Source organism: Shewanella litoralis (genome assembly GCF_009828585.1).
GTDB classification, from domain to species: Bacteria; Pseudomonadota; Gammaproteobacteria; order Enterobacterales; family Shewanellaceae; genus Shewanella; species Shewanella litoralis.
Window position 1 is genome coordinate 56,012 of sequence record NZ_WSRZ01000017.1, and the last position, 20,070, is coordinate 76,081.

Annotated in this window: 18 protein-coding genes; 13 read left to right on the forward strand and 5 right to left on the reverse strand. The window is 43.5% G+C overall.

Going from position 1 to position 20,070, the window contains the following annotated elements; translation table 11 throughout:
• The first annotated feature begins 2 nt into the window (after window positions 1–2).
• From GQA99_RS14080 to GQA99_RS14115, 8 genes are all read left to right on the forward strand, one after another.
• The gene (locus GQA99_RS14080; protein ID WP_160054637.1) at window positions 3–740 is read left to right on the forward strand and encodes a protein phosphatase CheZ; all 738 of its coding nucleotides are present in this window, start codon (window positions 3–5) and stop codon (window positions 738–740) included.
• Window positions 741–755: 15 nt separating this feature from the next.
• Entirely contained in the window at window positions 756–2,990 is a 2,235-nt protein-coding gene (locus tag GQA99_RS14085; protein ID WP_160054639.1) for a chemotaxis protein CheA, read from the forward strand.
• 30 nt (window positions 2,991–3,020) lie between these two features.
• On the forward strand, window positions 3,021–4,247 hold the full coding sequence (locus GQA99_RS14090) for a protein-glutamate methylesterase/protein-glutamine glutaminase (protein ID WP_160054641.1): 1,227 nt from the start codon (window positions 3,021–3,023) through the stop codon (window positions 4,245–4,247).
• Window positions 4,240–4,695 (forward strand): membrane anchored protein in chemotaxis locus, encoded by a 456-nt coding sequence (locus GQA99_RS14095; protein ID WP_229785930.1) that lies wholly within the window; start codon window positions 4,240–4,242, stop codon window positions 4,693–4,695. The genes GQA99_RS14090 and GQA99_RS14095 overlap by 8 nt, the downstream gene beginning before the upstream one ends.
• A 37-nt stretch (window positions 4,696–4,732) precedes the next feature.
• The gene (locus tag GQA99_RS14100; RefSeq protein ID WP_160054643.1) at window positions 4,733–5,527 is read left to right on the forward strand and encodes a ParA family protein; all 795 of its coding nucleotides are present in this window, start codon (window positions 4,733–4,735) and stop codon (window positions 5,525–5,527) included.
• Window positions 5,511–6,587: a chemotaxis protein CheW gene (locus GQA99_RS14105; RefSeq protein ID WP_160054645.1), complete on the forward strand. Its 1,077-nt coding sequence runs from the start codon at window positions 5,511–5,513 to the stop codon at window positions 6,585–6,587. Before GQA99_RS14100 ends, GQA99_RS14105 begins: the two co-directional genes overlap by 17 nt.
• Window positions 6,588–6,589: 2 nt before the next feature.
• Window positions 6,590–7,084, forward strand: a complete 495-nt coding sequence (locus tag GQA99_RS14110; protein WP_160054647.1) for a chemotaxis protein CheW — start codon at window positions 6,590–6,592, stop codon at window positions 7,082–7,084.
• A gap of 81 nt (window positions 7,085–7,165) precedes the next feature.
• Window positions 7,166–7,564: a DUF2802 domain-containing protein gene (locus GQA99_RS14115; protein WP_160054649.1), complete on the forward strand. Its 399-nt coding sequence runs from the start codon at window positions 7,166–7,168 to the stop codon at window positions 7,562–7,564.
• A 124-nt stretch (window positions 7,565–7,688) separates the two neighbouring features.
• Here GQA99_RS14115 and GQA99_RS14120 read toward each other — a convergent pair whose 3' ends face one another.
• Both GQA99_RS14120 and GQA99_RS14125 read right to left on the reverse strand, forming a co-directional pair.
• The gene (locus GQA99_RS14120) at window positions 7,689–9,050 is read right to left on the reverse strand and encodes an RsmB/NOP family class I SAM-dependent RNA methyltransferase (protein ID WP_160054651.1); all 1,362 of its coding nucleotides are present in this window, start codon (window positions 9,048–9,050) and stop codon (window positions 7,689–7,691) included.
• A gap of 150 nt (window positions 9,051–9,200) precedes the next feature.
• Window positions 9,201–9,872 carry a DUF2461 domain-containing protein gene (locus GQA99_RS14125; protein WP_160054653.1) on the reverse strand — a complete coding sequence of 224 codons (672 nt, stop codon included), beginning with the start codon at window positions 9,870–9,872 and terminating at the stop codon, window positions 9,201–9,203.
• Between the two features lie 608 nt (window positions 9,873–10,480).
• Here GQA99_RS14125 and GQA99_RS14130 point away from each other — a divergent pair.
• The 4 genes from GQA99_RS14130 to GQA99_RS14145 all read left to right on the forward strand — a co-directional run bounded on the left by GQA99_RS14130 (window position 10,481) and on the right by GQA99_RS14145 (window position 14,815).
• Entirely contained in the window at window positions 10,481–10,912 is a 432-nt protein-coding gene (locus tag GQA99_RS14130) for an ATP-dependent zinc protease family protein (RefSeq protein WP_160054655.1), read from the forward strand.
• A gap of 4 nt (window positions 10,913–10,916) precedes the next feature.
• Entirely contained in the window at window positions 10,917–11,822 is a 906-nt protein-coding gene (rimK, locus tag GQA99_RS14135; RefSeq protein ID WP_160054657.1) for a 30S ribosomal protein S6--L-glutamate ligase, read from the forward strand.
• A complete protein-coding gene (locus tag GQA99_RS14140; RefSeq protein WP_160054659.1) occupies window positions 11,822–12,832 on the forward strand; it encodes a succinylglutamate desuccinylase/aspartoacylase family protein in 1,011 nt (336 codons plus the stop codon). The genes rimK and GQA99_RS14140 overlap by 1 nt, the downstream gene beginning before the upstream one ends.
• 399 nt (window positions 12,833–13,231) lie before the next feature.
• Window positions 13,232–14,815: a methyl-accepting chemotaxis protein gene (locus GQA99_RS14145; protein ID WP_160054661.1), complete on the forward strand. Its 1,584-nt coding sequence runs from the start codon at window positions 13,232–13,234 to the stop codon at window positions 14,813–14,815.
• Between the two features lie 319 nt (window positions 14,816–15,134).
• Here GQA99_RS14145 and GQA99_RS14150 read toward each other — a convergent pair whose 3' ends face one another.
• A complete protein-coding gene (locus GQA99_RS14150) occupies window positions 15,135–17,171 on the reverse strand; it encodes a methyl-accepting chemotaxis protein (RefSeq protein WP_229785931.1) in 2,037 nt (678 codons plus the stop codon).
• Window positions 17,172–17,401: 230 nt separating this feature from the next.
• Between GQA99_RS14150 and GQA99_RS14155 the strand changes: the two genes are divergently transcribed.
• Window positions 17,402–18,091 (forward strand): fumarylacetoacetate hydrolase family protein, encoded by a 690-nt coding sequence (locus tag GQA99_RS14155; RefSeq protein ID WP_160054663.1) that lies wholly within the window; start codon window positions 17,402–17,404, stop codon window positions 18,089–18,091.
• A gap of 75 nt (window positions 18,092–18,166) precedes the next feature.
• Here the strand turns inward: GQA99_RS14155 and GQA99_RS14160 are convergent, their stop codons facing one another.
• Together GQA99_RS14160 and pfaD are read right to left on the reverse strand one after the other, a co-directional pair.
• Entirely contained in the window at window positions 18,167–18,424 is a 258-nt protein-coding gene (locus GQA99_RS14160) for a hypothetical protein (RefSeq protein WP_160054665.1), read from the reverse strand.
• 17 nt (window positions 18,425–18,441) lie between these two features.
• The gene (gene pfaD / locus GQA99_RS14165) at window positions 18,442–20,070 is read right to left on the reverse strand and encodes an eicosapentaenoate synthase subunit PfaD (protein ID WP_160054667.1); all 1,629 of its coding nucleotides are present in this window, start codon (window positions 20,068–20,070) and stop codon (window positions 18,442–18,444) included.

The window sequence follows — 20,070 nt, forward strand, 5'->3', positions numbered from 1 at the left end:
TCATGCAGGCATCAATATCGGGGTTAATTACTCTCGAACAGGCCCAGCAACTTGTTGAACTGCTATCGGCGGGAGAGCAAGATAAAGCTGACGAAATAATTAGAGATCTTGCGACTCCTCTGCAGCGTGAGCTGTTTGAAGAAGTCGGCAAACTCACTCGCCAATTGCACAGCGCATTAAAAGATTTCCAAGTTGTTAACCGTTTATCTGAATTAGCCAAAACCGAAATTCCGGACGCTAAGGAAAGATTAAACTATGTTATTGATATGACCGAGCAAGCTGCTAATAAAACCATGGATGCAGTTGAAGAATGTTTGCCTTTGGCCGATACCATTATAAGCAACATTCAATCTGTAACGCCTATGTGGGATAAATTAATGCGTCGAGACATCGAGCTAGGTGAATTTAAGTCACTTTGCCATGATGTTCAGCAGTTTATGTCTAATAGCGAACATGACTCTAACCGTCTTCGTGAATTGCTCAATCAGATACTGATGGCGCAAGACTTCCAAGATTTAACCGGTCAGATGATCCGTAGAGTGATTGAGCTGGTGCGCGAAGTAGAGAATAATTTAGTGTCTATGTTAACCGTCTTTGGTGAGCATACAACTGAGTCATTACCTGCAATTAAAGATAATAAGATAGAGGCAGAAGGCCCAATCATGAACGCCGAGTTACGTGAAGACGTGGTCACGGGTCAGGATGAAGTTGATGATCTACTATCAAGTCTGGGTTTCTAATTAGGAGTCAATTTAATGTCATTTGATGTTGATGAAGAGATACTCCAGGACTTTTTAATTGAAGCTGGTGAGATTTTAGAGCTTCTACAAGAGCAGCTGGTCGCTCTTGAAAATAATCCTGATGACAGTGATTTACTTAATGCCATTTTTCGTGGTTTTCACACTGTAAAAGGTGGGGCTGGTTTTTTAAGTCTGACACCCATGGTTGATGTTTGTCACGAAGCCGAAAACACCTTCGATCTTTTACGCACAGGTAAACGCGTTGTCAACGCAGAATTAATGGATATTATTTTGCAAGCGGTTGACGCAATTAATACCATGTTTGCTCAAACTCAACAGGGACAACAACAAGACCCTGCAGATTCAGACTTGCTCGCAAAACTAAAATTATTAAGCTCTGGTGCTCCTTTGCCGTCTGAAATGGGTGAGTCATCTGCTGAACCTGAAATCATCGAAGATGCCATCGAAATTGCTGAGCCTGAGTACGTCGAAGACATAAGTGTGCAAGCTACTCCTGCAGCCAGCTCTGCTGGTATTGATGAAATTGACGAATCTGAATTTGAAGCATTACTCGATGCATTACATGGATCAGGAAAAAGCCCAACCTCAACAGCCTCATCTGCTGTAAATCAAGACGCTATTGCACCCCAAGCTACAGCTTCACCAAGCAATAGTGATGAAATCACCGATGATGAGTTTGAAGCATTACTCGATGAACTTCATGGTTCAGGATCGTTTAAAGCTAAAGCTGAAACCGCGAGTGAGCCAATTAAGCCAGCACAACCGGTTGTTGAACCATTAGTCGACTCCGATGAAATTACCGACGATGAATTTGAACGCTTATTAGATGAATTGCATGGCAAAGGCAGTGCTCCAGCGGTTGCTAAACCCGCTTCTCCAGTAGCAGCTGCTACACCTACACCACCTAAAACGCCAGATTCACCAAAAGCCGCAGCTCCTGCTCCAGCCTCTGCCAAGGCCGTACCAGCCCCTGTACCCGTTCCTAAAGCTGAAGTCGCCAAAGATAAAGCCCCTGTGCCCGCACCGGCTAAAGCTAATGCTGTCCCACAAGGTGAAACAACCGTTCGTGTTGATACGGCGCGTTTAGATCAAATTATGAATATGGTCGGCGAATTGGTATTGGTGCGTAATCGTCTGGTCAGTTTAGGCATTACTCGTGAAGACGAAGAAATGTCAAAAGCACTGGCTAACCTTGATCTTGTCACCGCAGACTTGCAAGGCGCGGTAATGAAAACCCGCATGCAGCCAATTAAGAAAGTGTTTGGCCGCTTCCCAAGGGTTGTTCGAGATTTAGCTCGAACGTTAAATAAAGAAATTGATCTGATCATGATTGGTGAAGAAACTGATCTTGATAAAAATTTGGTTGAGGCGTTAGCCGATCCATTAGTTCACTTAGTGCGAAACTCGGTAGACCACGGTATTGAAATGCCGATCACTCGTGAAGCCAATGGCAAACCTCGAACAGGCACCATTACGCTTTCTGCGAGTCAAGAAGGTGACCATATCCTGCTTAAAATTGAGGATGATGGAGCAGGGATGGACCCTGAAAAGCTGAAACAAATTGCAATCACTCGTGGTGTGCTCGATGAAGATGCCGCATCGAGAATGACGGATAACGAAGCTTATAATCTGATTTTTGCGCCTGGCTTCTCAACCAAAGTCGAGATTTCTGATATTTCTGGGCGTGGTGTGGGTATGGATGTGGTTAAAACCCGCATCAATCAATTAAACGGTACTGTTCACATTGATTCAATGAAAGGCAAAGGCACCGTTCTTGAGATTAAAGTACCGCTAACCTTGGCGATTATGCCAACACTAATGGTCGATGTGTCAAAGCAAGTCTTTGCGTTACCGTTGTCGAGTGTGAATGAAATCTTTAATTTAGATTTATCTAAAACCAATATAGTTGATGGTCAATTAACGGTTATTTTCCGGAATAAAGCCGTACCATTGTTTTATCTTGAGCACTGGTTACACAGCAAAAAAACCAAATTTAAGCATGGTGATAAAAAGCACGGACATGTTGTCATTGTACAACTTGGCACGATGCAAATTGGCTTTGTGGTCGATGCACTTATTGGTCAAGAAGAAGTGGTCATTAAACCGTTAGGCAGTATGTTGCAAGGCACGCCTGGTATGGCTGGTGCGACCATTACTTCAGACGGTGGTATTGCGCTTATTTTAGATATTCCTGGTTTACTTAAGCATTACGCCAAAAACAAAAAATAAAAATAAAAGTTCCATAAGTTAAGGAATTAAATGGCCATAAAAGTACTAGTTGTAGACGATTCTAGCTTTTTTCGACGTCGAGTCAGTGAGATTGTTAATCAAGATCCTGATCTCGAAGTCGTTGCTGTTGCTGTCAATGGTAAAGAAGCGGTTGAGATGGCTGCAAAATTAAACCCTCAAGTGATCACGATGGATATCGAAATGCCGGTTATGGACGGCATTAGTGCTGTCCGTGAGATCATGGCTAACAATCCTACGCCTATTTTGATGTTTTCTTCTTTAACCCATGACGGGGCTAAAGCGACACTCGATGCGCTAGAAGCTGGCGCACTCGACTTTCTGCCAAAACGTTTTGAAGACATTGCAACCAATAAAGACGAAGCAATCAATTTGTTGCAACAGCGCATAAAAGCGTTGGGGCGCAGACGCATGTATCGGCCAAGTACTTTATCGACGCGAGATACACTCACGAGTAGCACACTAGACGCCCGTCGCTCTACTAGCGTATCAGACAGCGGTTTAGCCACACAGCGTCGACCATTAGGCTCAAGACTTAACTCAAACATTGCCACCGCTGCAAATGCCTCATTACCCGTTCGCGGTGGGTTAACGTCGTCTGCAATTGAGCGACAATCAACCTCGACTGTGCCATCCGTAACGACTATCAGAGCCAGTGGTAAACAATATAAAGTATTGCTAATCGGCACATCCACAGGTGGGCCGGTTGCACTGCAAAAAGTATTAACGGCATTCCCTGCCAATTACCCACATCCTATTGTGCTCATTCAACATATGCCGGCCGCTTTTACGCCAGCTTTTGCTGCTCGTTTAAACTCGTTATGTAAAATTGAAGTGAAAGAAGCGCAAAATGGCGATGTTATGCGGGCTGGTTGTGCGTATCTTGCCCCTGGTGGAATGCAATTAATGTTAGAGCGAGCAGGGATGACCGCACGCTTAAAAGTGTTGGCTGGAAATGCCGACATGAACTATAAGCCATCTGTAGATATAACCTTTGCGTCAGCCTCTAAAGCATATGGTGGTGACGTACTGGCCGTGGTATTAACCGGGATGGGCGCTGATGGCCGCGAAGGTGCCAGAATGCTTAAATCTGCTGGGGCGACTATTTGGGCTCAAGATGAAGCCAGTTGTGTAGTATATGGCATGCCACAAGCTGTAGCTTCTGCTGGCCTTGCTACGCATTCTATTGCACTTGATAATATGGCTGATGCGATATTAAAAGAGACCAGTCGTGGCTAATTCTGCGACAGCATTAATAACCAAGCTAACGTTAGGCATTTTTTTGTGCTTTGTTGCCATCCTTGTGTTAGGCAGTTTATATGTCGATTCACAGCGTAAAATGACTTTACTCTCCAAAGAGATTGAGCAACTCAAAGCCTCGCAAGTGTTATTAATGGTACCTGAAGATCAAGCGGAAAACATTGCCAATTGGCTGTTAACGCATCCTGAGCAAACCCAAGCCATGATTAGTAAAACGGGTAAGGATGAGGCAAAAAGTGTGTTAATTGGTCCAGGGGCCGATGCGAGTAATCATGACAAATTGTCATCACCGACTGACAGCTCACAGACATTGCCGACACAAGAAGTTATAGTCTCTGAGAATGCCCAGGGCGTTAAAGTGATTAGCCTGCCTAATGGTGGTATTCGAGTCACGACTCGAGAAGATAAGCAACAAAAACAACAATGAGCATTCCATCGGATAATGATAAGTTGAGAGGCTTTTTTTGAAAGTATGGACAGTAGCAAATCAAAAAGGTGGCGTGGGTAAAACCACCACAGTTGCCAGTTTGGCTGGAGCATTAGCTAAACGTGGCAAACGTGTGTTGCTGATAGATACCGATCCTCATGCTTCATTGGGCTATTACTTGGGTATTGATTCCGAGGAAGTGCCCGGGTCGCTTTATGATGTGTTTTTAAATCATCAAGCATTAACCCAAGAGTTGATTATGCAAAATGTCATACCCACTCAAATCGAAGGCTTAGATATTATTCCTGCCAACATGGCATTAGCAACGTTAGATCGTTCGTTAGGGCATCAAGAAGGAATGGGACTAGTATTACGTAATTTATTGTCATTAGTTGAACACAAATACGATGTCGCCATTATAGATTGCCCGCCAGTGCTGGGGGTATTAATGGTTAATGCATTAGCGGCGAGCCAACATATTATTATTCCGGTGCAGACTGAGTTCTTAGCGATAAAAGGTTTAGAGAGAATGGTGAAAACCATGGAGATTATGGGCCGTTCTAAAAAGACCCGTTACAGCTACACTGTGTTACCCACAATGTACGATAAGCGCACTAAAGCTTCACCGATTGCGTTGCAGTTTTTACAAGACAAATACGGACAAACATTGTGGCCTAATGATGTGATCCCAGTCGATACCAAATTTAGAGATGCCAGTTTGGCGCATTTACCTGCATCACATTATTCTGCGACAAGTCGTGGGGTAAAAGCATATAATCGGTTGCTCGATTTTTTATACGCCCGGGAGTTTACCCATGTCAAAATCGGTTGATGAAACTGTTTTTGATTATTTCAGTCTTTTATTACAGGAGCCGGCAGCAGCCCAACCTGAAATAACACCTGAAATTAAAGCAGATACTGCTCCTACCTCGAGTCATCCTAGTGCGTTAGAAAACAGTAAGCCCGAGCTAGATAATACCATTACACCGCGTCAATCTGTGCCTTCGGTTGCGTCTAAAACACCGCTGTCAAAAACAGCAGGCATCAGAAGTTTTGCTGAACCCGCAACGCAGGTTGATAAACTGGCATTAGAGAAGCTACTGTCTGCAGTATCACATGCAGACAAAGGCACCGACATAAAGCTGCAAATCAAAGCCAGTGCCGAAAGAGTACGACAAGCTATCGCCCAAACAGAGACGACACCTGTTGAGCAACCCGCGTCAAAAAGCACAAATATACAAAAAACGTCACTAACGGATAAAGAAATCAAATCGTTAGTCGATATAAAAACTGATAATAGTGCACTAGCTGAATTAAAAGACGCTATTATTAAACATGACAAGCTCGCTGAAGAGAAAGCAGCACAACAAGTGTTGCAGACGCAAACTGGCGCGACACCGCCGAGTATTACTCAAAATTTACAAGAAGTATTAGATGATGAGTTTCAGGTATTATTCTTTAATGTTGCAGGCTTAACCTTAGCCGTGCCATTAGTTAGTTTAGGTGGCATTATAAAGATAGAGAAAATTAACCATCTCATTGGTAGGCCGTCATGGTTTAAAGGAGTGCAAACTCACCGCGACAGTAAAATTAATGTGGTTGATACGTGTGCCTGGGTAATGCCAGAAAAATATACACCGGCGCTGGCAGAAACAGTAAACTATCAATATCTTGTTATGCTAGAAAACAGTGCTTGGGGGTTAACCTGTGAGTCATTGGTTAATGCCGTGAAGATAGACAAATCACACGTCAACTGGCGTGAAAAACCGGGCAAGCGTCCTTGGCTTGCTGGGGTGGTAAAACAACAAATGTGTGGCATTTTGCATGTACAAGCATTGATTGAAATGCTTGATGCAGGTTTAGGTTGTCAGGATTCGATTGACCGAGGTTAACTATGAGCGATTCTAGAAGTGTAGCAGCGGTTGCTGCGGGTAAAGACGATGCAGTTTTACAATGGGTAACATTTAAGTTAGACCATGAAACCTATGGCATTAATGTAATGCAAGTTCAAGAAGTGTTGCGTTATACCGAAATAGCCCCTGTACCGGGCGCGCCTGATTACGTACTCGGTATTATTAATCTTCGTGGCAACGTTGTGACCGTGATTGACACGCGTTCACGTTTTGGTTTGCAGTCAGCTGAGCTTGATGATTCAACCCGTATTGTGATTATCGAAGCCGAAAAACAAGTGATTGGTATTTTGGTAGACAGTGTTGCAGAAGTGGTTTACTTACGTCGCTCAGAAATTGATAATGCACCTAATGTGGGAACCGAAGAAAGCGCTAAGTTTATTCAAGGCGTGAGTAATCGTGATAATGAATTATTGATTTTAGTCGACCTAGATAAGTTATTGTCAGACGACGAGTGGGTTGAATTAACACAGCTTTAATTTTTAATTTGTAATCCTAAAGCCAACCATTGATTGTTGGCTTTTTATTTTGCTTTTAGTAATTGCAATGTAGGTATGTTAATGGGTGATGAATTGTTAATTGCTGCGCTAGTTTCTGTGGTTGCCTGCCTTGGCTTGGTGCTTTACTTACAAAAACAATCACGCAAATTAAAGACCAAAGTTGACGCATTAACCGTGCTGGTAAAAGAAAGTGATCGCCAACGCGAAGCGGTTAAACGTGAGTTACAAGAATTACGCAGCGGCACAATTGGTGTAGGCCGTCGAGTGGTTGAACTAGAAAAAAAGCTTGCTCAACAATCAGATATGATTGAAGAGTCCAGCCAACAAGACCCGCAAGCTAAGTTGTATTCTCGTGCCGTTAAAATGGTTGCACTAGGGGCGGGTATTGAAGAGTTAATTCAAGAATGTGAACTACCTAAAGCCGAAGCAGAACTCATTTTAAGATTGCATCGAAAGTAATACTAATACGGATTCAGAGTCATTACTTATTAAAACGAAATAATATAAAAAAACGCCATCAAACTTGATGGCGTTTTTGTTTTTACTGATAATTAGACTAACTAACATAGGCTAGAAGTCGCGCTTATTTTCGGCGCATTTTAGCAACGAACATACCGTCACTGTCTGCCTGTTGCGGCCATACAGTGAGCATGTTGCATAACTCACCAGTAAAAGGATGGATAACAGGCAATAGTTCAAACTCATTGGTTTGTGCTAAAAAAGCTTCTACAACGTGTTCGTTCTCACTTGGTGACAGTGAACATGTGGCATAAACCAGCTGTCCGCCAGCTTTAACGGCAGCAGCACTGCGCGTTAAAATATCCAGCTGCAGCGCGCGCTTATCACTAACAGCACTAACATCGTCTAACCAGCGCATATCAGGGTTACGTCGCCAGGTACCTGTACAACTGCAAGGCGCATCAACTAACACACCATCAAATATGCCTTCACTAACTGGTAAGGTATCAGATTTCCAAGGTGCGACACTAATGTTGTTAAAGCCGGCGCGTTTAGCTCGCTTACTCAGTTCTTCTAATGGTTTATTTCTGATATCGGATGCGGTAATCGTGCCAGTGCTTTTTGAGTTTTGTTGTAACATCAACGAGCGTAACTGTAAGGTTTTACCCCCTGCGCCACTGCATGCATCCCACCATATTTGATCAGCTCCTGGTTGACAGATTTGGCCAATCACTTGTGAAGCTAAATCCTGGATCTCGATATGCCCTTGCTTGTAGCTGTCAACTTCATTGAGGTTAATGCTTTTATGACCCAGGCTAATGGCATCAGTAAAGTATTGGCTTGCAACTGCCTCTATACCCGCTTTGCTTAGTTGACTGATGGCCGTTGGCGTTTTGATGCTTTGCACGCGTGCCCAAATGGGGGGGCGAGTGGTCATTGCTTCAACGACGGCAAGTTGTTCTGATGGTGCAACAGGGCAAGTTTGCCAAAACCAGCTCGGCAATAAATCGCTAGGTTGGCAGTCTGCTAGCCCAGATAACGACTGAAACAGTGCCAGTTTATCATTGAGACTGTTACTGTTCGCGGGAGGGTGTTCTGTTGTCGGCCATGCCGCTATGTTGTCCCATGCTTGAGTGATATCTTGCCAGGCATGTTGCTCAAGTGCTGCACATGCACTTAACTGTTTAAACCAGGTTACGTGTGGCTGCTCGCTTTGTAATTGGCTTAACCAGCCCCACCAACGGAACAGTGCAAATAAACTCTCGCGGATCACGCGTCTGTCTTTTGAACCATGCTTTTTGTGCTCACGAAAATATTGACCAATAATTCTATCGGCAGGCATTCTACTGTTCATCACCTGGTTAAACAGCATTTCAATGGTGGTGGCATAACTCAGCGCACGTTTTTGCGCGGGGGTAATAGCATCTATTACAACGCTGTCATTAAATACTGAAGGTAAGGGTTTAGCAGAACGTATTTGACTCATGAAATAACCTGATATGACTATAGCGCAACGGTGTTGGTGCAACTTAATGCAATATGGCGGTAGTTTACCATGTCTTGAGGCGAAAACAGCATAGGCCAACGGAGTTAGTTAGCCTTTACCGGCTTGAGTTTGCGTTTAGTGTATTAGATGTTAAAAGTCTAGCGACAACGCAAAGCACAAATAAGCCATTAATGAGCGAGTGTGCTCAAATTCTTTTGTACAAAACTCGACAAAGTCGTCACTGCATACTTGCTCAATCGATACCGGTTTTATGGCAATAAAGTCTTTACGTTTGAGTTCATCAATTAATGGATGTTGACTATCAAACCCTCGTGGAGGCCTCACCAGGCTATCACCAGTGAGTGTAAAACCAGCTTGAGTTAATGTGGCTAATGCTTTTTTATAGCCGTTTGGGTTTTCATCTATGCACTGTCTAATGGCATTTAATGCTTTGGCTTCTGGATGCCAAATGCCTGCAGCAATAAAGCATTCATCATTGGCGACATGCACATAAAACCCAGGTGCATGGACATCCTTTGCTTGAAAATGGCGAAACTGAATTCCCACATTGGTTTTATAAGGAGTTTTATCTTTGCTAAAGCGGCTATCGCGTTGCGGGCGCATTAAGCTGCCACCGACTTTTTTCGGCACCGCAGTAAAACGAGGCGATAATGCTAAAATCGACCCTTGCATCGCTTCGATATATTGCAGTGCCGGGGTTCTTACTTGATCTTCATAATCATTTTGATTGGCTTTAAACCACTCTCTATCGTTGTTGTTGGCCAGCTGATGTAAAAAATCAAAACTTTGTAGGCTAAACATAACAATACCTTTTAAACGGATTTACCTAAATAGAAACTCAACCATCATAATCAATGTGACAGACGAGTGAAACCAAGATCAAATGTCGAGGTCATAATTAAACCATTTAAGGGTGAGTGATATTTCACCTTTTTAAATTTTTCTTAGTAAATTTAAGGTGATTATCTCAAGTTAATGTGTGTTTTTGGTTATTTTATTGTCAAGTCTGAACGATGTAACTTACTGAGTTGATGTTTTATTTTTTCTAAACATTAATGTTAGTTTGATATAAATAAAGCGTTAGTGTTAAAATTGATTCAAAGGTTGTTTTATCCCAGTCTTGTTGTTTTTATTTGTCGTATTGCATCTTGTTAACTCTTTCCTAATTTGTATTCATTCATAATGACTCATCCATCCGCTGGATTAACATGTTAATGTAATGAGTACGACTTGCTGAGGTTAAAAATCAGTCAGTCTTTAGTCAATCAGTTGGTAAGAATATATTGAACGATGTCACATTGATGGCAACAAAGTCACAGATTGACGATAGAACAGTACATAATCATACATAGATTTTATTGATAGATTACACTTTGGAATGAAAATTCCTCTACAAGAAAGGATTGACCATGACTGAACACTCCCTCGGTATTGTGGGTTGGCGAGAGTGGGGCACTTTTCCTGAAATTGGCAACGAAAGAGTCAAAATCAAAGTGGATACTGGCGCAAAAACGTCCTGTTTACATGCGTTTAAAATTAAACCGTTTCAAAAAAATAAACAAAAGTGGGTCCGAGTCTGGCTTCATCCAGAGCAAGAGTCAGACCGTGAAGTAGTGTGCGAATTCCCTGTATTTGATCGTCGAGCTGTGAGTGACTCTGGCGGACATGTGACTAACCGCTACGTGATAAATACGCCGATTATTATCGGCGACCAACAATTTGACATCGAACTGACCTTAACAAACAGAGATAACATGAAATTTAGAATGTTACTTGGTAGGCGCGCATTAGAAGGGCGTTTTTTGGTTAATTCAGCAGAATCGTTTTTAGCAGGAGAATAGCAAAATGCAAATCGCCATTATGTCGAGAAACCGCAATCTTTACTCGACAAGTCGTCTTAAAGAAGCCGCCGAAGCTCGTGGTCATACAATTAAAATTGTTGATCCATTAAAGTGTTATATGAACATTAATATGAATGCACCTAGCATCCATGTTCGTGGCGAAGAGTTGCCAAAATTTGATGCGGTTATTCCGCGTATTGGTGCTTCAGTGACTTTTTACGGCACCGCTGTTTTACGTCAGTTTGAAATGATGGGTACTCATCCATTAAATGAGTCTGTGGCTATTACACGTTCACGCGATAAACTGCGTTCTTTGCAACTTTTATCTCGCAAAAGTATTGGTTTACCTGTTACAGGCTTTGCTAACCAACCTGCTGACGTACCCGATTTACTCGACATGGTCGGCGGCGCACCTTGCGTGATTAAGTTACTTGAGGGAACTCAAGGCATTGGTGTTGTGCTTGCCGAAACACGTAAAGCTGCTGAATCGGTTATCGAAGCCTTTATGGGCTTAAAAGCCAACATTATGGTGCAAGAATACATCGCTGAAGCTGGCGGTGCAGATATTCGTTGTTTTGTGATTGGCGACAAAGTGATTGCCGCCATGAAACGCCAGGCATTACCGGGCGAGTTCCGCTCTAATTTACACCGTGGTGGTTCGGCGAGCATTGTTAAATTAACCCCAGAAGAGCGCTCTACGGCACTTCGTGCGGCTAAAACAATGGGCCTAAACGTTGCTGGTGTAGATATTTTACGTTCTAAGCACGGTCCATTGGTGATGGAAGTGAACTCATCGCCTGGCCTTGAAGGCATCGAAAAAGCCACTGGCATTGATGTGGCAGAAAAAATTATTCAATTTATTGAAAAAAATGTGAAGCCTACTAGCTCGAAGACTAAAGGAGTCGGTTAATGGCAAAAAAGCACGAACCGTTTGTTATTGGTGATGTTAGCGTAGCGGCAGGTACACAGCTTAGTGTGAAACTGCCCGCAGCAAAACTGTATAACGATACGCCAATGGATTTGCATGTAGAAGTGTTTCACGGTACTAAACCGGGTCCCACTCTGTTAGTGTGCGCAGCTATCCATGGCGATGAGTTAAATGGCATTGAGATATGTCGACGCTTGCTCGGTCGTGTGAATGCTAAAACCTTAACTGGCACCTTATTAGTGGTTCCGATTGTTAACGTATTTGGCTTTATTCAGCAATCGCGTTACCTACCAGATCGCCGCGATTTAAATCGCTGCTTTCCGGGTAGCGCTAAAGGTGCCCTTGCCAGTCGTTTGGCGCACTTGTTTAGCAGCATGTTAGTTAAGCGTGCAACGCATATTGTCGATTTGCACACAGGTGCTATCCATCGCGAAAATTTGCCGCAAATTCGCTGTGATACCGATGATGAAACCATGCTTGCGATGGCCAATGCCTTTGGTGCGCCGGTGGTGATGTCATCAAAAGCACGCGAAGGCTCTATGCGTGGTTACGCCAACAGCCTTGATATTCCGTGTATTTTATACGAAGCGGGCGAGGCATTACGCTTCAGCGACATGTCGATTAAGTCAGGCCTTAATGGCGTGATTAATGTGATGCGCTGTATTGGCATGCTTAAAGGCAAAGTTAAAGCCACAACCAGTGTTAACGCCAGCCGCAGCTATTGGGTGCGCAGTGAAGCTGATGGCCTGGTTAACATTAAGCTAAAGCTGGGCGAGCGTGTATCAAAAGGTCAGGTATTGGCTAATATCGTTAACCCTTTAGGGGGCGAACCGTGTCCGCTATTAGCACCGTCTGATGGCATTATTATTGGTAACAGTAATATCCCGGTAACTAATGAAGGTGAAGCCTTGTTCCACATCGCCCAATTTAGTGGCGATGAGATTGAAATCATCAATGATAACCTGGATGATTTTATGCAGGAATATGCATAGCTCGACGAGTCACTCGTTTGACGAATTAACAGCTTGATTAGATTAAAAAATGGCGTGGAATCGTATTCCACGCCATTTTTTTATTCTGTAGTTTATCCCCAGGTGATGTTTGAATCATATGTAATACCATGGTCATTGCCAAATAATATTAACGTTTATCGTTCGATAGGGCTGAGGTTTTAATTGTTATTTATTTGACAAATTTCAAGTGGATACCATAATTAAACTTACAAAAAATATGGTTATGTGTTTTAACCGTTTAACGCTATATTATTCATCATTAATTAAGCTTTTTCTTATAATCTTTTGAACAGCTAGATTGCCGCTTTAGTTAGTGGTGTTAAAAATGTGCAAAAGATTAAACCTTCACTACTCTCTAAGACAAGGATGTCCGTGCCTATGCGCAATAATCAACCCGTTACACAAAAACAATATCATTTTGATGATGATTTACGCCTCATTTCTGGTACCGATTTACGTGGTCATATCACCTATTGCAATGATGCGTTTGTTGAGGTCAGTGGTTTTGATAAAAGCGAGTTGATTGGTAAACCGCATAACCTTGTGCGTCATCCAGATATGCCAAGTGATGTGTTTAAAGAAATGTGGGCATGCATTGCTGCGGGAAAAGTGTGGATGGGATTAGTCAAAAACAGACGTAAAAATGGCGACCACTATTGGGTAAGTGCATTTGTCACGCCTATTTTTGAACACAACAAAGTGGTGGGTTTTGAGTCTGTGCGTATCGTCGCATTACCCAGTGAAATCGCCCGTGCAGAAACGGCTTATACCCGGATTAGAAATAATAAATCACCTAAACCCCTAACTGCCAAGCTAAAACATCATGCTATTAAGCTGTTACCTTCGTGGTTACCCATGCTTGTTCTTAGTTTTGTGTTATTTGAGCTTTGGGGGAGTGGGGCCGGTGCTGTTGGTTTGTTGACATTGGTTATTTCGACAGCGTGGAGCGGCTATAAACAACAACAAGATTGGTTCGAAGTGGTTAAGCTTAACCCTAATTCATTTACCGACTTAACCGTTGCTGAAACGTATTTTGATGACTTTGGTGCGAAAGCACAGGCTAAATTAGCGCTAGGATGTGAAATTGCTCGTTGTCGTACAGCAATGACACGCATTGAAGATGCGGCTAAGTCATTAGATGGCATTGTTGAACACACTCAAATCGAAGCTGAATCGTCTGCAAAAGCAGTTGCACATCAAAGCCTTGCTACGCAACAAATTGCGTCGGCCATTACGCAAATGTCGACGGCGATTCAAGAAGTTTCAACCAATGTTGAACGCAATGCCGACAGCGCCAAAAATGCTTTAGACAACGTCAATGAAGGCGCAATGCTTGCTGATCAAGCAAAACATTCCATTGATGAACTCAATATTTCAGTTGCTGATATTGCCACTACGGTGCGCGAATTATCTGCGTCGACAGTTGAGATTGGCCAAGCAGCGAGCTTGATTTCCAGTATTGCCGACCAAACCAATCTACTTGCATTAAATGCAGCTATTGAAGCGGCTAGAGCAGGCGACCAGGGGCGCGGATTCAGTGTTGTTGCCGATGAAGTGCGTTCTTTAGCGGTAAAAACACGTGAGTCGACAGACAAAATTCACGGCATTGTCAATGTGCTAACCAAACGAGCTGAGAATGCGGTGCAAGTGTCGGTTAAAGGCGAGCAAGCTGCAATGAATGGTGTAGATATTGTTGATAAAACCCGCAATGCTTTAGCTTCGATTAATCAATCTGTTCAACAGATTACACAATTAACGTTAGACATGTCTGCCGCGGTTGAGCAACAAAGCGCAGTGGCGGAACACATTAATCAGCAAATTATCGATATTGCCGATTCTGCCGAAATTACCAAAGAGTCGTCACAAAAGTCATTGCTTAATAGCAACGAGCTAGGGAAGTCTGTGTTAATGGTACGTTCGATTATTCGCCGTTTTGCAGTCGGGACCTTAGGTAAAAAATAAGATTTTAAGTTATTGAACGTTAAAAAAGGCCCGGCATTAATCTGTCGGGCCTTTTTATTGTGGTTATTTTAGCCGGCTGCTTGTGGGTATTTGTTCATCAAAATACTGCCTTAAGAGCTTATTAATGCAGACCGTCTACCGTCTACCGTCTACCGTCTACCGTCTACCGTCTACCGTCTACCGTCTACCGTCTACCGTCTACCGTATACCGTCTACCGTCTACCGTCTACCGTCTACCGTCTACCGTCTACCGTATACCGTCTACCGTTTACCATCTACTGACTGCCGCCTAGCATCTAACCCTCTAGCACCTTGGTCATTAAAGCTTAAATCGTTCCACTGAGGTCGTTAAAGAATGAGCCAGTTGATTTAGCTGCTCACTACGTTGCGCCATGGTGGTCGACTCTTCGGCATTTTGCGTGGCGGCCTTTGCGGTTTCTGTCATGGTTTGTTCTATTTGTTGGCTGTAACTCACTTGCTGATCTGCGGCCTGGGTAATACTTTGACTCATGCCATTAATAATTCCTAATGCTGCTTCTATTTGTACAATCGCATCATGTAAAGACAGACTTTGCGCGACGCATTCATTGGCCTGATTTTGGCCCTGAGATATCGCATTGACCGCGTTAGTGGTTTCTTGTTGCAGCGCGCTAATCATGTTTTGAATTTCAGCGGTTGATAACTGAGTACGTGAAGCAAGAGATCGCACCTCATCGGCCACAACGGCAAATCCGCGACCGTGTTCGCCCGCTCTAGCCGCTTCAATGGCTGCATTTAATGCAAGTAGATTGGTTTGGTCGGCAATTGCACTGATGGTGGTCAAAATGCCGCCAATATTATCGCTGTGCTGACTGAGCTTAGTCATAATACTCACCGAGTCACCCAACCCCTTTGACAAAGCATCAATCCGATTACGGTTATCATTGGCGATGATTTTGACCTGAGCACCCTGGGCTGAGGCTAATTTAACGTGTTGCTCGGATTCTAATGCTTGTTCATTGACGGTCATTGAGCTGTGATGTATCTGTTCTGCCAGTTGTTTCGCTTGCTCAATTTGACTAATTTGCCCTAATGCTGATGTCGATATTTTTTGACTTTGATCTTGCGATCGAATTGCCGCGTCATCCAGTAAGTGGGCGTCGTGGTTGATGTCTTGTAATAAATCAGTAAGATCATCTGTTAATTTATTGATGTTATCCATGAGTTCCCCAAACTCATCGTCATTGCGTTTTGTTAAGCGCCGCGATAAATCGCCACTGGCAATGCGTGACAATGCACGATTACTGGCCTTTAACGGCCCTAACATAGCGTTAGATGTGAAGTAATAAATAAAGCCTGCCATCAATACAAACACAACGGCCATTAATATGGCTAACGTTTTAGCGATAGTCACCTCATCGATAGCGAGCATTTGCATATCGTTAAAGCCCTGGTTGGCTAATTGCACCAGCTGATCTAATTGTTGGTTTGTTGATTCAAATAGTTGATTTGATAGTGTATAACTTGATTCAGCTTGCTGAAATTGCTTTACCACTTTCATTTGTGCGTTATACAAGTCACCTGGATTATCAACTAACACCAAGATCTTTTCTAAATTGGCATCAAAGTCGGCTAACAATTGTGCCACTGGGAGTGAAGATGCTTGTTGTTTCAGGTAGTTTGTATTGGTGGTGATATTACCAAGCAACATTGCCACATCTTGCTTATGGACTTCAACGGCATCTGCCGTGGTTAAGCGACCCAGTTCGGTGACTGTGTTGCCCAGGGTAAATAACATGTCATCAATGCGAACACCTGAGCCAATAACGGCTTCTAGTAATTGCGCTTCTGAGGCGGGGGCTTCAACAATTTCTAGATCGATCATGTTGTTACTGGCATCAATTTTAAGATTATCAAATTGATTTTTGAGTGTACTGAAATCATTTTTACTTTGTTCGATGGCCAGCTTGGCACTAAACATGGTTTGCGACGCTTCGGCATATTGCAGGTAAACGTTTTTAGCCTGGTTGAGTGCTTGATTCATTTGAGGATGATTGGCCACTTTGGCAGATAAATCCGCTAAAGCACTCGAAAAATCTTGCTGCAACGCAGTAAATTGCTTAAAACTGATCGTAATATTGTTGTTGTCACTTTGCGAGTAGGCCAAGCTTTCTGTTTTGGCCATTTTCAGTAGGGTAATTTGTAAGGCATTTGATTGGTTTTGAACGGGTACCGCTAACACTTCAATGTTGTTGTTTGCTGTTTGAATTTGGTTGAGCGAACGGTAAAAGAAACTGCTTCCTGCAAGCAATAATATGCCAATAGAAGCAAACCCCAGTGCCACTTTTTGTTTAATTGTTAATGTTAGCATCGTCATGAGTGTCTCTTGTTGTTTTAGTGCTGTGCTGACAGCTATTTTCTTGAAGGCTTTATAATTGTTTTTGTTAATTAAATGTAAATGTAGTTTCGGGGTAATGCAATCGTGTTACGGTATTTATTGCCCGGCTTTAATAGCGAGCCGTTTAAGTGAGTGATATGGCAAGCGATGATAAAAAAGAGAAGGCAGAGAAACACTCCTGGCATATTTGAGATTAATACGAGGTTAATGTGAGTTCACACAGTGTTTTACTAAAGCAGCAAGCTGACGAGATAGCAATTTCACCATCAAAAATTGTCTGTATTGGGCGTAATTATGTAGATCATATTCATGAACTGGGCAATGACGTGCCAGATGAAATGGTGGTGTTTTTAAAGCCGAGTTCTGCTATTACTGACACTTTACATAGTGAGGTGGGTGAAACGCTGCATTATGAAGCCGAGCTGTGTTTTATGGTTAAGTATGGTCGATTTAGCGCGGTAGGCGTTGGGCTTGATATGACCAAGCGTGAGTTGCAGGGCAAACTCAAAAAGCAGGGCTTACCGTGGGAGCGCAGTAAAGCGTTTGACGGCTCAGCGTTGTTTAGCGAGTTTATTCCAATGACGTCGGCGCAACAAGATTGGTGTTTTCAATTGACCATTGATAACGTAATGACTCAACTTGGGCATCAGCAATTAATGACCTATCAACCCAACGCCATGTTTGCTGCCATCACTGAGTTTATGAGCTTAAATGACGGTGATATTGTGATGACTGGTACCCCAAAAGGGGTTGGCGCTGTTTCTGCTAATACTTCGTTTGAAATCAGCCTGTGGCCAAATGTACCCTTTGAAATATTTGAAACGGCACTGTCTGGTGAAAAATCAATGACCCAGCTTTGTGGCCCAGCGATGTTAGTTAAACAGTGGCAAGCAGTTTGAGTGAAGGAGTGTTAAAAGCAAAAAGACCCACTTAGCTAAGAGGGTCTTTTTATTCATAATCCAAATCAGTTTGGGTTATTTCATTAACGCGACGGCTTCCATATCGAGCTCAATATCAGTACAGCCTTTAGCGCAATAAATACCAGGCGCTTTCGCATTTGGCTTGGCATTTTTATTGTTGGGCGGCAATTGCAATGTCAGTGGTTTATTGCAGTCGGTACATGTGGCGCTGTTGCCTTTTAGCATGCGTTTAATCAGGTTTTTCTGCTGGTTAAATGACGCCAATGTTGGGCCATTTACCGCTGAAAAATCGAGTTTTTGTGTGTCGCTCATCATTGTTCCTATGCTGGCTATTTAACTTGATCTGCCGGGCGCCAACGTTGTAATGCAACGGGTAGGCTAACACCCTGTGCCGTTAATAGATTCACTCGGGCCAAATAAGCGGCACCGTGCATTAAATGTTTGGCCAAGTCTACTGCATGGCGCTGGGTGTAGTCATCTAAATAACTGCCTTTTGCCCAGGCGTTAAATGCGCCAAGTGCAGGGCCTGCCCAGATTTGATAATCCATTTCTCGGCCACTTTCACCAGTATTTGACCAACGGCTTGATAAGCCAAGGTACCAGCGGAAAATTAACGCCATTTTACGTTTAGGGTTATCTTTAGCTCGCTCTATTTGTTTTGGGTCGCGCTCATTAAAATGCGCCACTGTGCCGGCCCAAATGTCATCTAGGCTTGAGCGAAACACTTGTTTTTCAAGCTTTTCACGCTCATCAGCCGGAATGGCTTCTATTGAATCATAACGAGTATAAATTTCGTATAACTTGTTAGCGCGCATCGGGAAAAGGGTGCCGCGCTTAACCACTTGCAACTTAACGCCCATTTCGAACATATCAGCTGCTGGTGCCATGGTGACATCGGCCATTTCTGTGGTGGCTAATAATTTACGAGTATGTTCACTGGCGCCAGCTTCTACGCAAGCCTGGTTAATTGACCCGGTGACAATAAACGCCGCGCCCATATTGAAGGTCGCAAGAGCGGCATCGGGCGTACCCACGCCACCGCCCGCGCCGACGCGAATAGGGGTTTTGTAGTTGTATTGTGCCTGGACTTCATCTTTTAGCGCCAAAATCGTTGGCAACAAGGTCACTAATGGACGGTTGTCTGTGTGCCCGCCAGAATCGGCTTCGGCGGTTATGTCATCAGCCATCGGAACTAATTGGGCTAATTCCATTTGCTCGGAGTTGATCAAGCCATCATCAAGCAGTTGTTGCAGCATTTTTACCGGTGCGGGCTGCATAAATTTAATCGCCACTTCGGTGCGGCTAATTTTTGCGATGACTTTGTTGTCTATTTGAATTTCACCATGTGCATCACGGCTTAACCCTGCTGCGCGGTAATAGACAATTTGCGGCGTTAAGCCCAAAAAGGCCGAGGCTTCAACGGTGCGCACTTTGTGTTTTAAAAATAGCTCTACGCTACCACGCTCAAGTGCTGGCTCACTTGGGCTATGGATTAAGTTAAAAGCATAAGGCCCATTTGGCAGGGCGCTTTGAATGCGCTTAATAGCTTGCTCAACGCGTGACGGAATGAGTCCCGCTGCGCCAAATGAACATAAAATACCTGCCTGGCCTAATGCGATAACCAGTTCTTCAGACGCAATACCGTTGGCCATTGCGCCAGCGTAATAAGCGTATTTAACCCCATGTACGCGGCGAAAGTTACTGTCACCTAAACTTTGGGTGCCAAGGGCTGGGGCAAAAGCGCTGACAGGTAGTTCATTGGCAGCCGTAATTACATCGGTTACCACTTGTGCTTGTTGCGCGACGCCAAGGCCTTGTTGGTTATCATTAACCACATAACAGGCTTGCGATAAGTCTTTAAGCTTTTTGTTCATTCCTGCAGGGTCAAAACTGACGTGCTGCTGGCTGACTTGCCAAGGCCATGGAGAAAGCTTTTCGTTTTTTAATTGGGTTGTCAT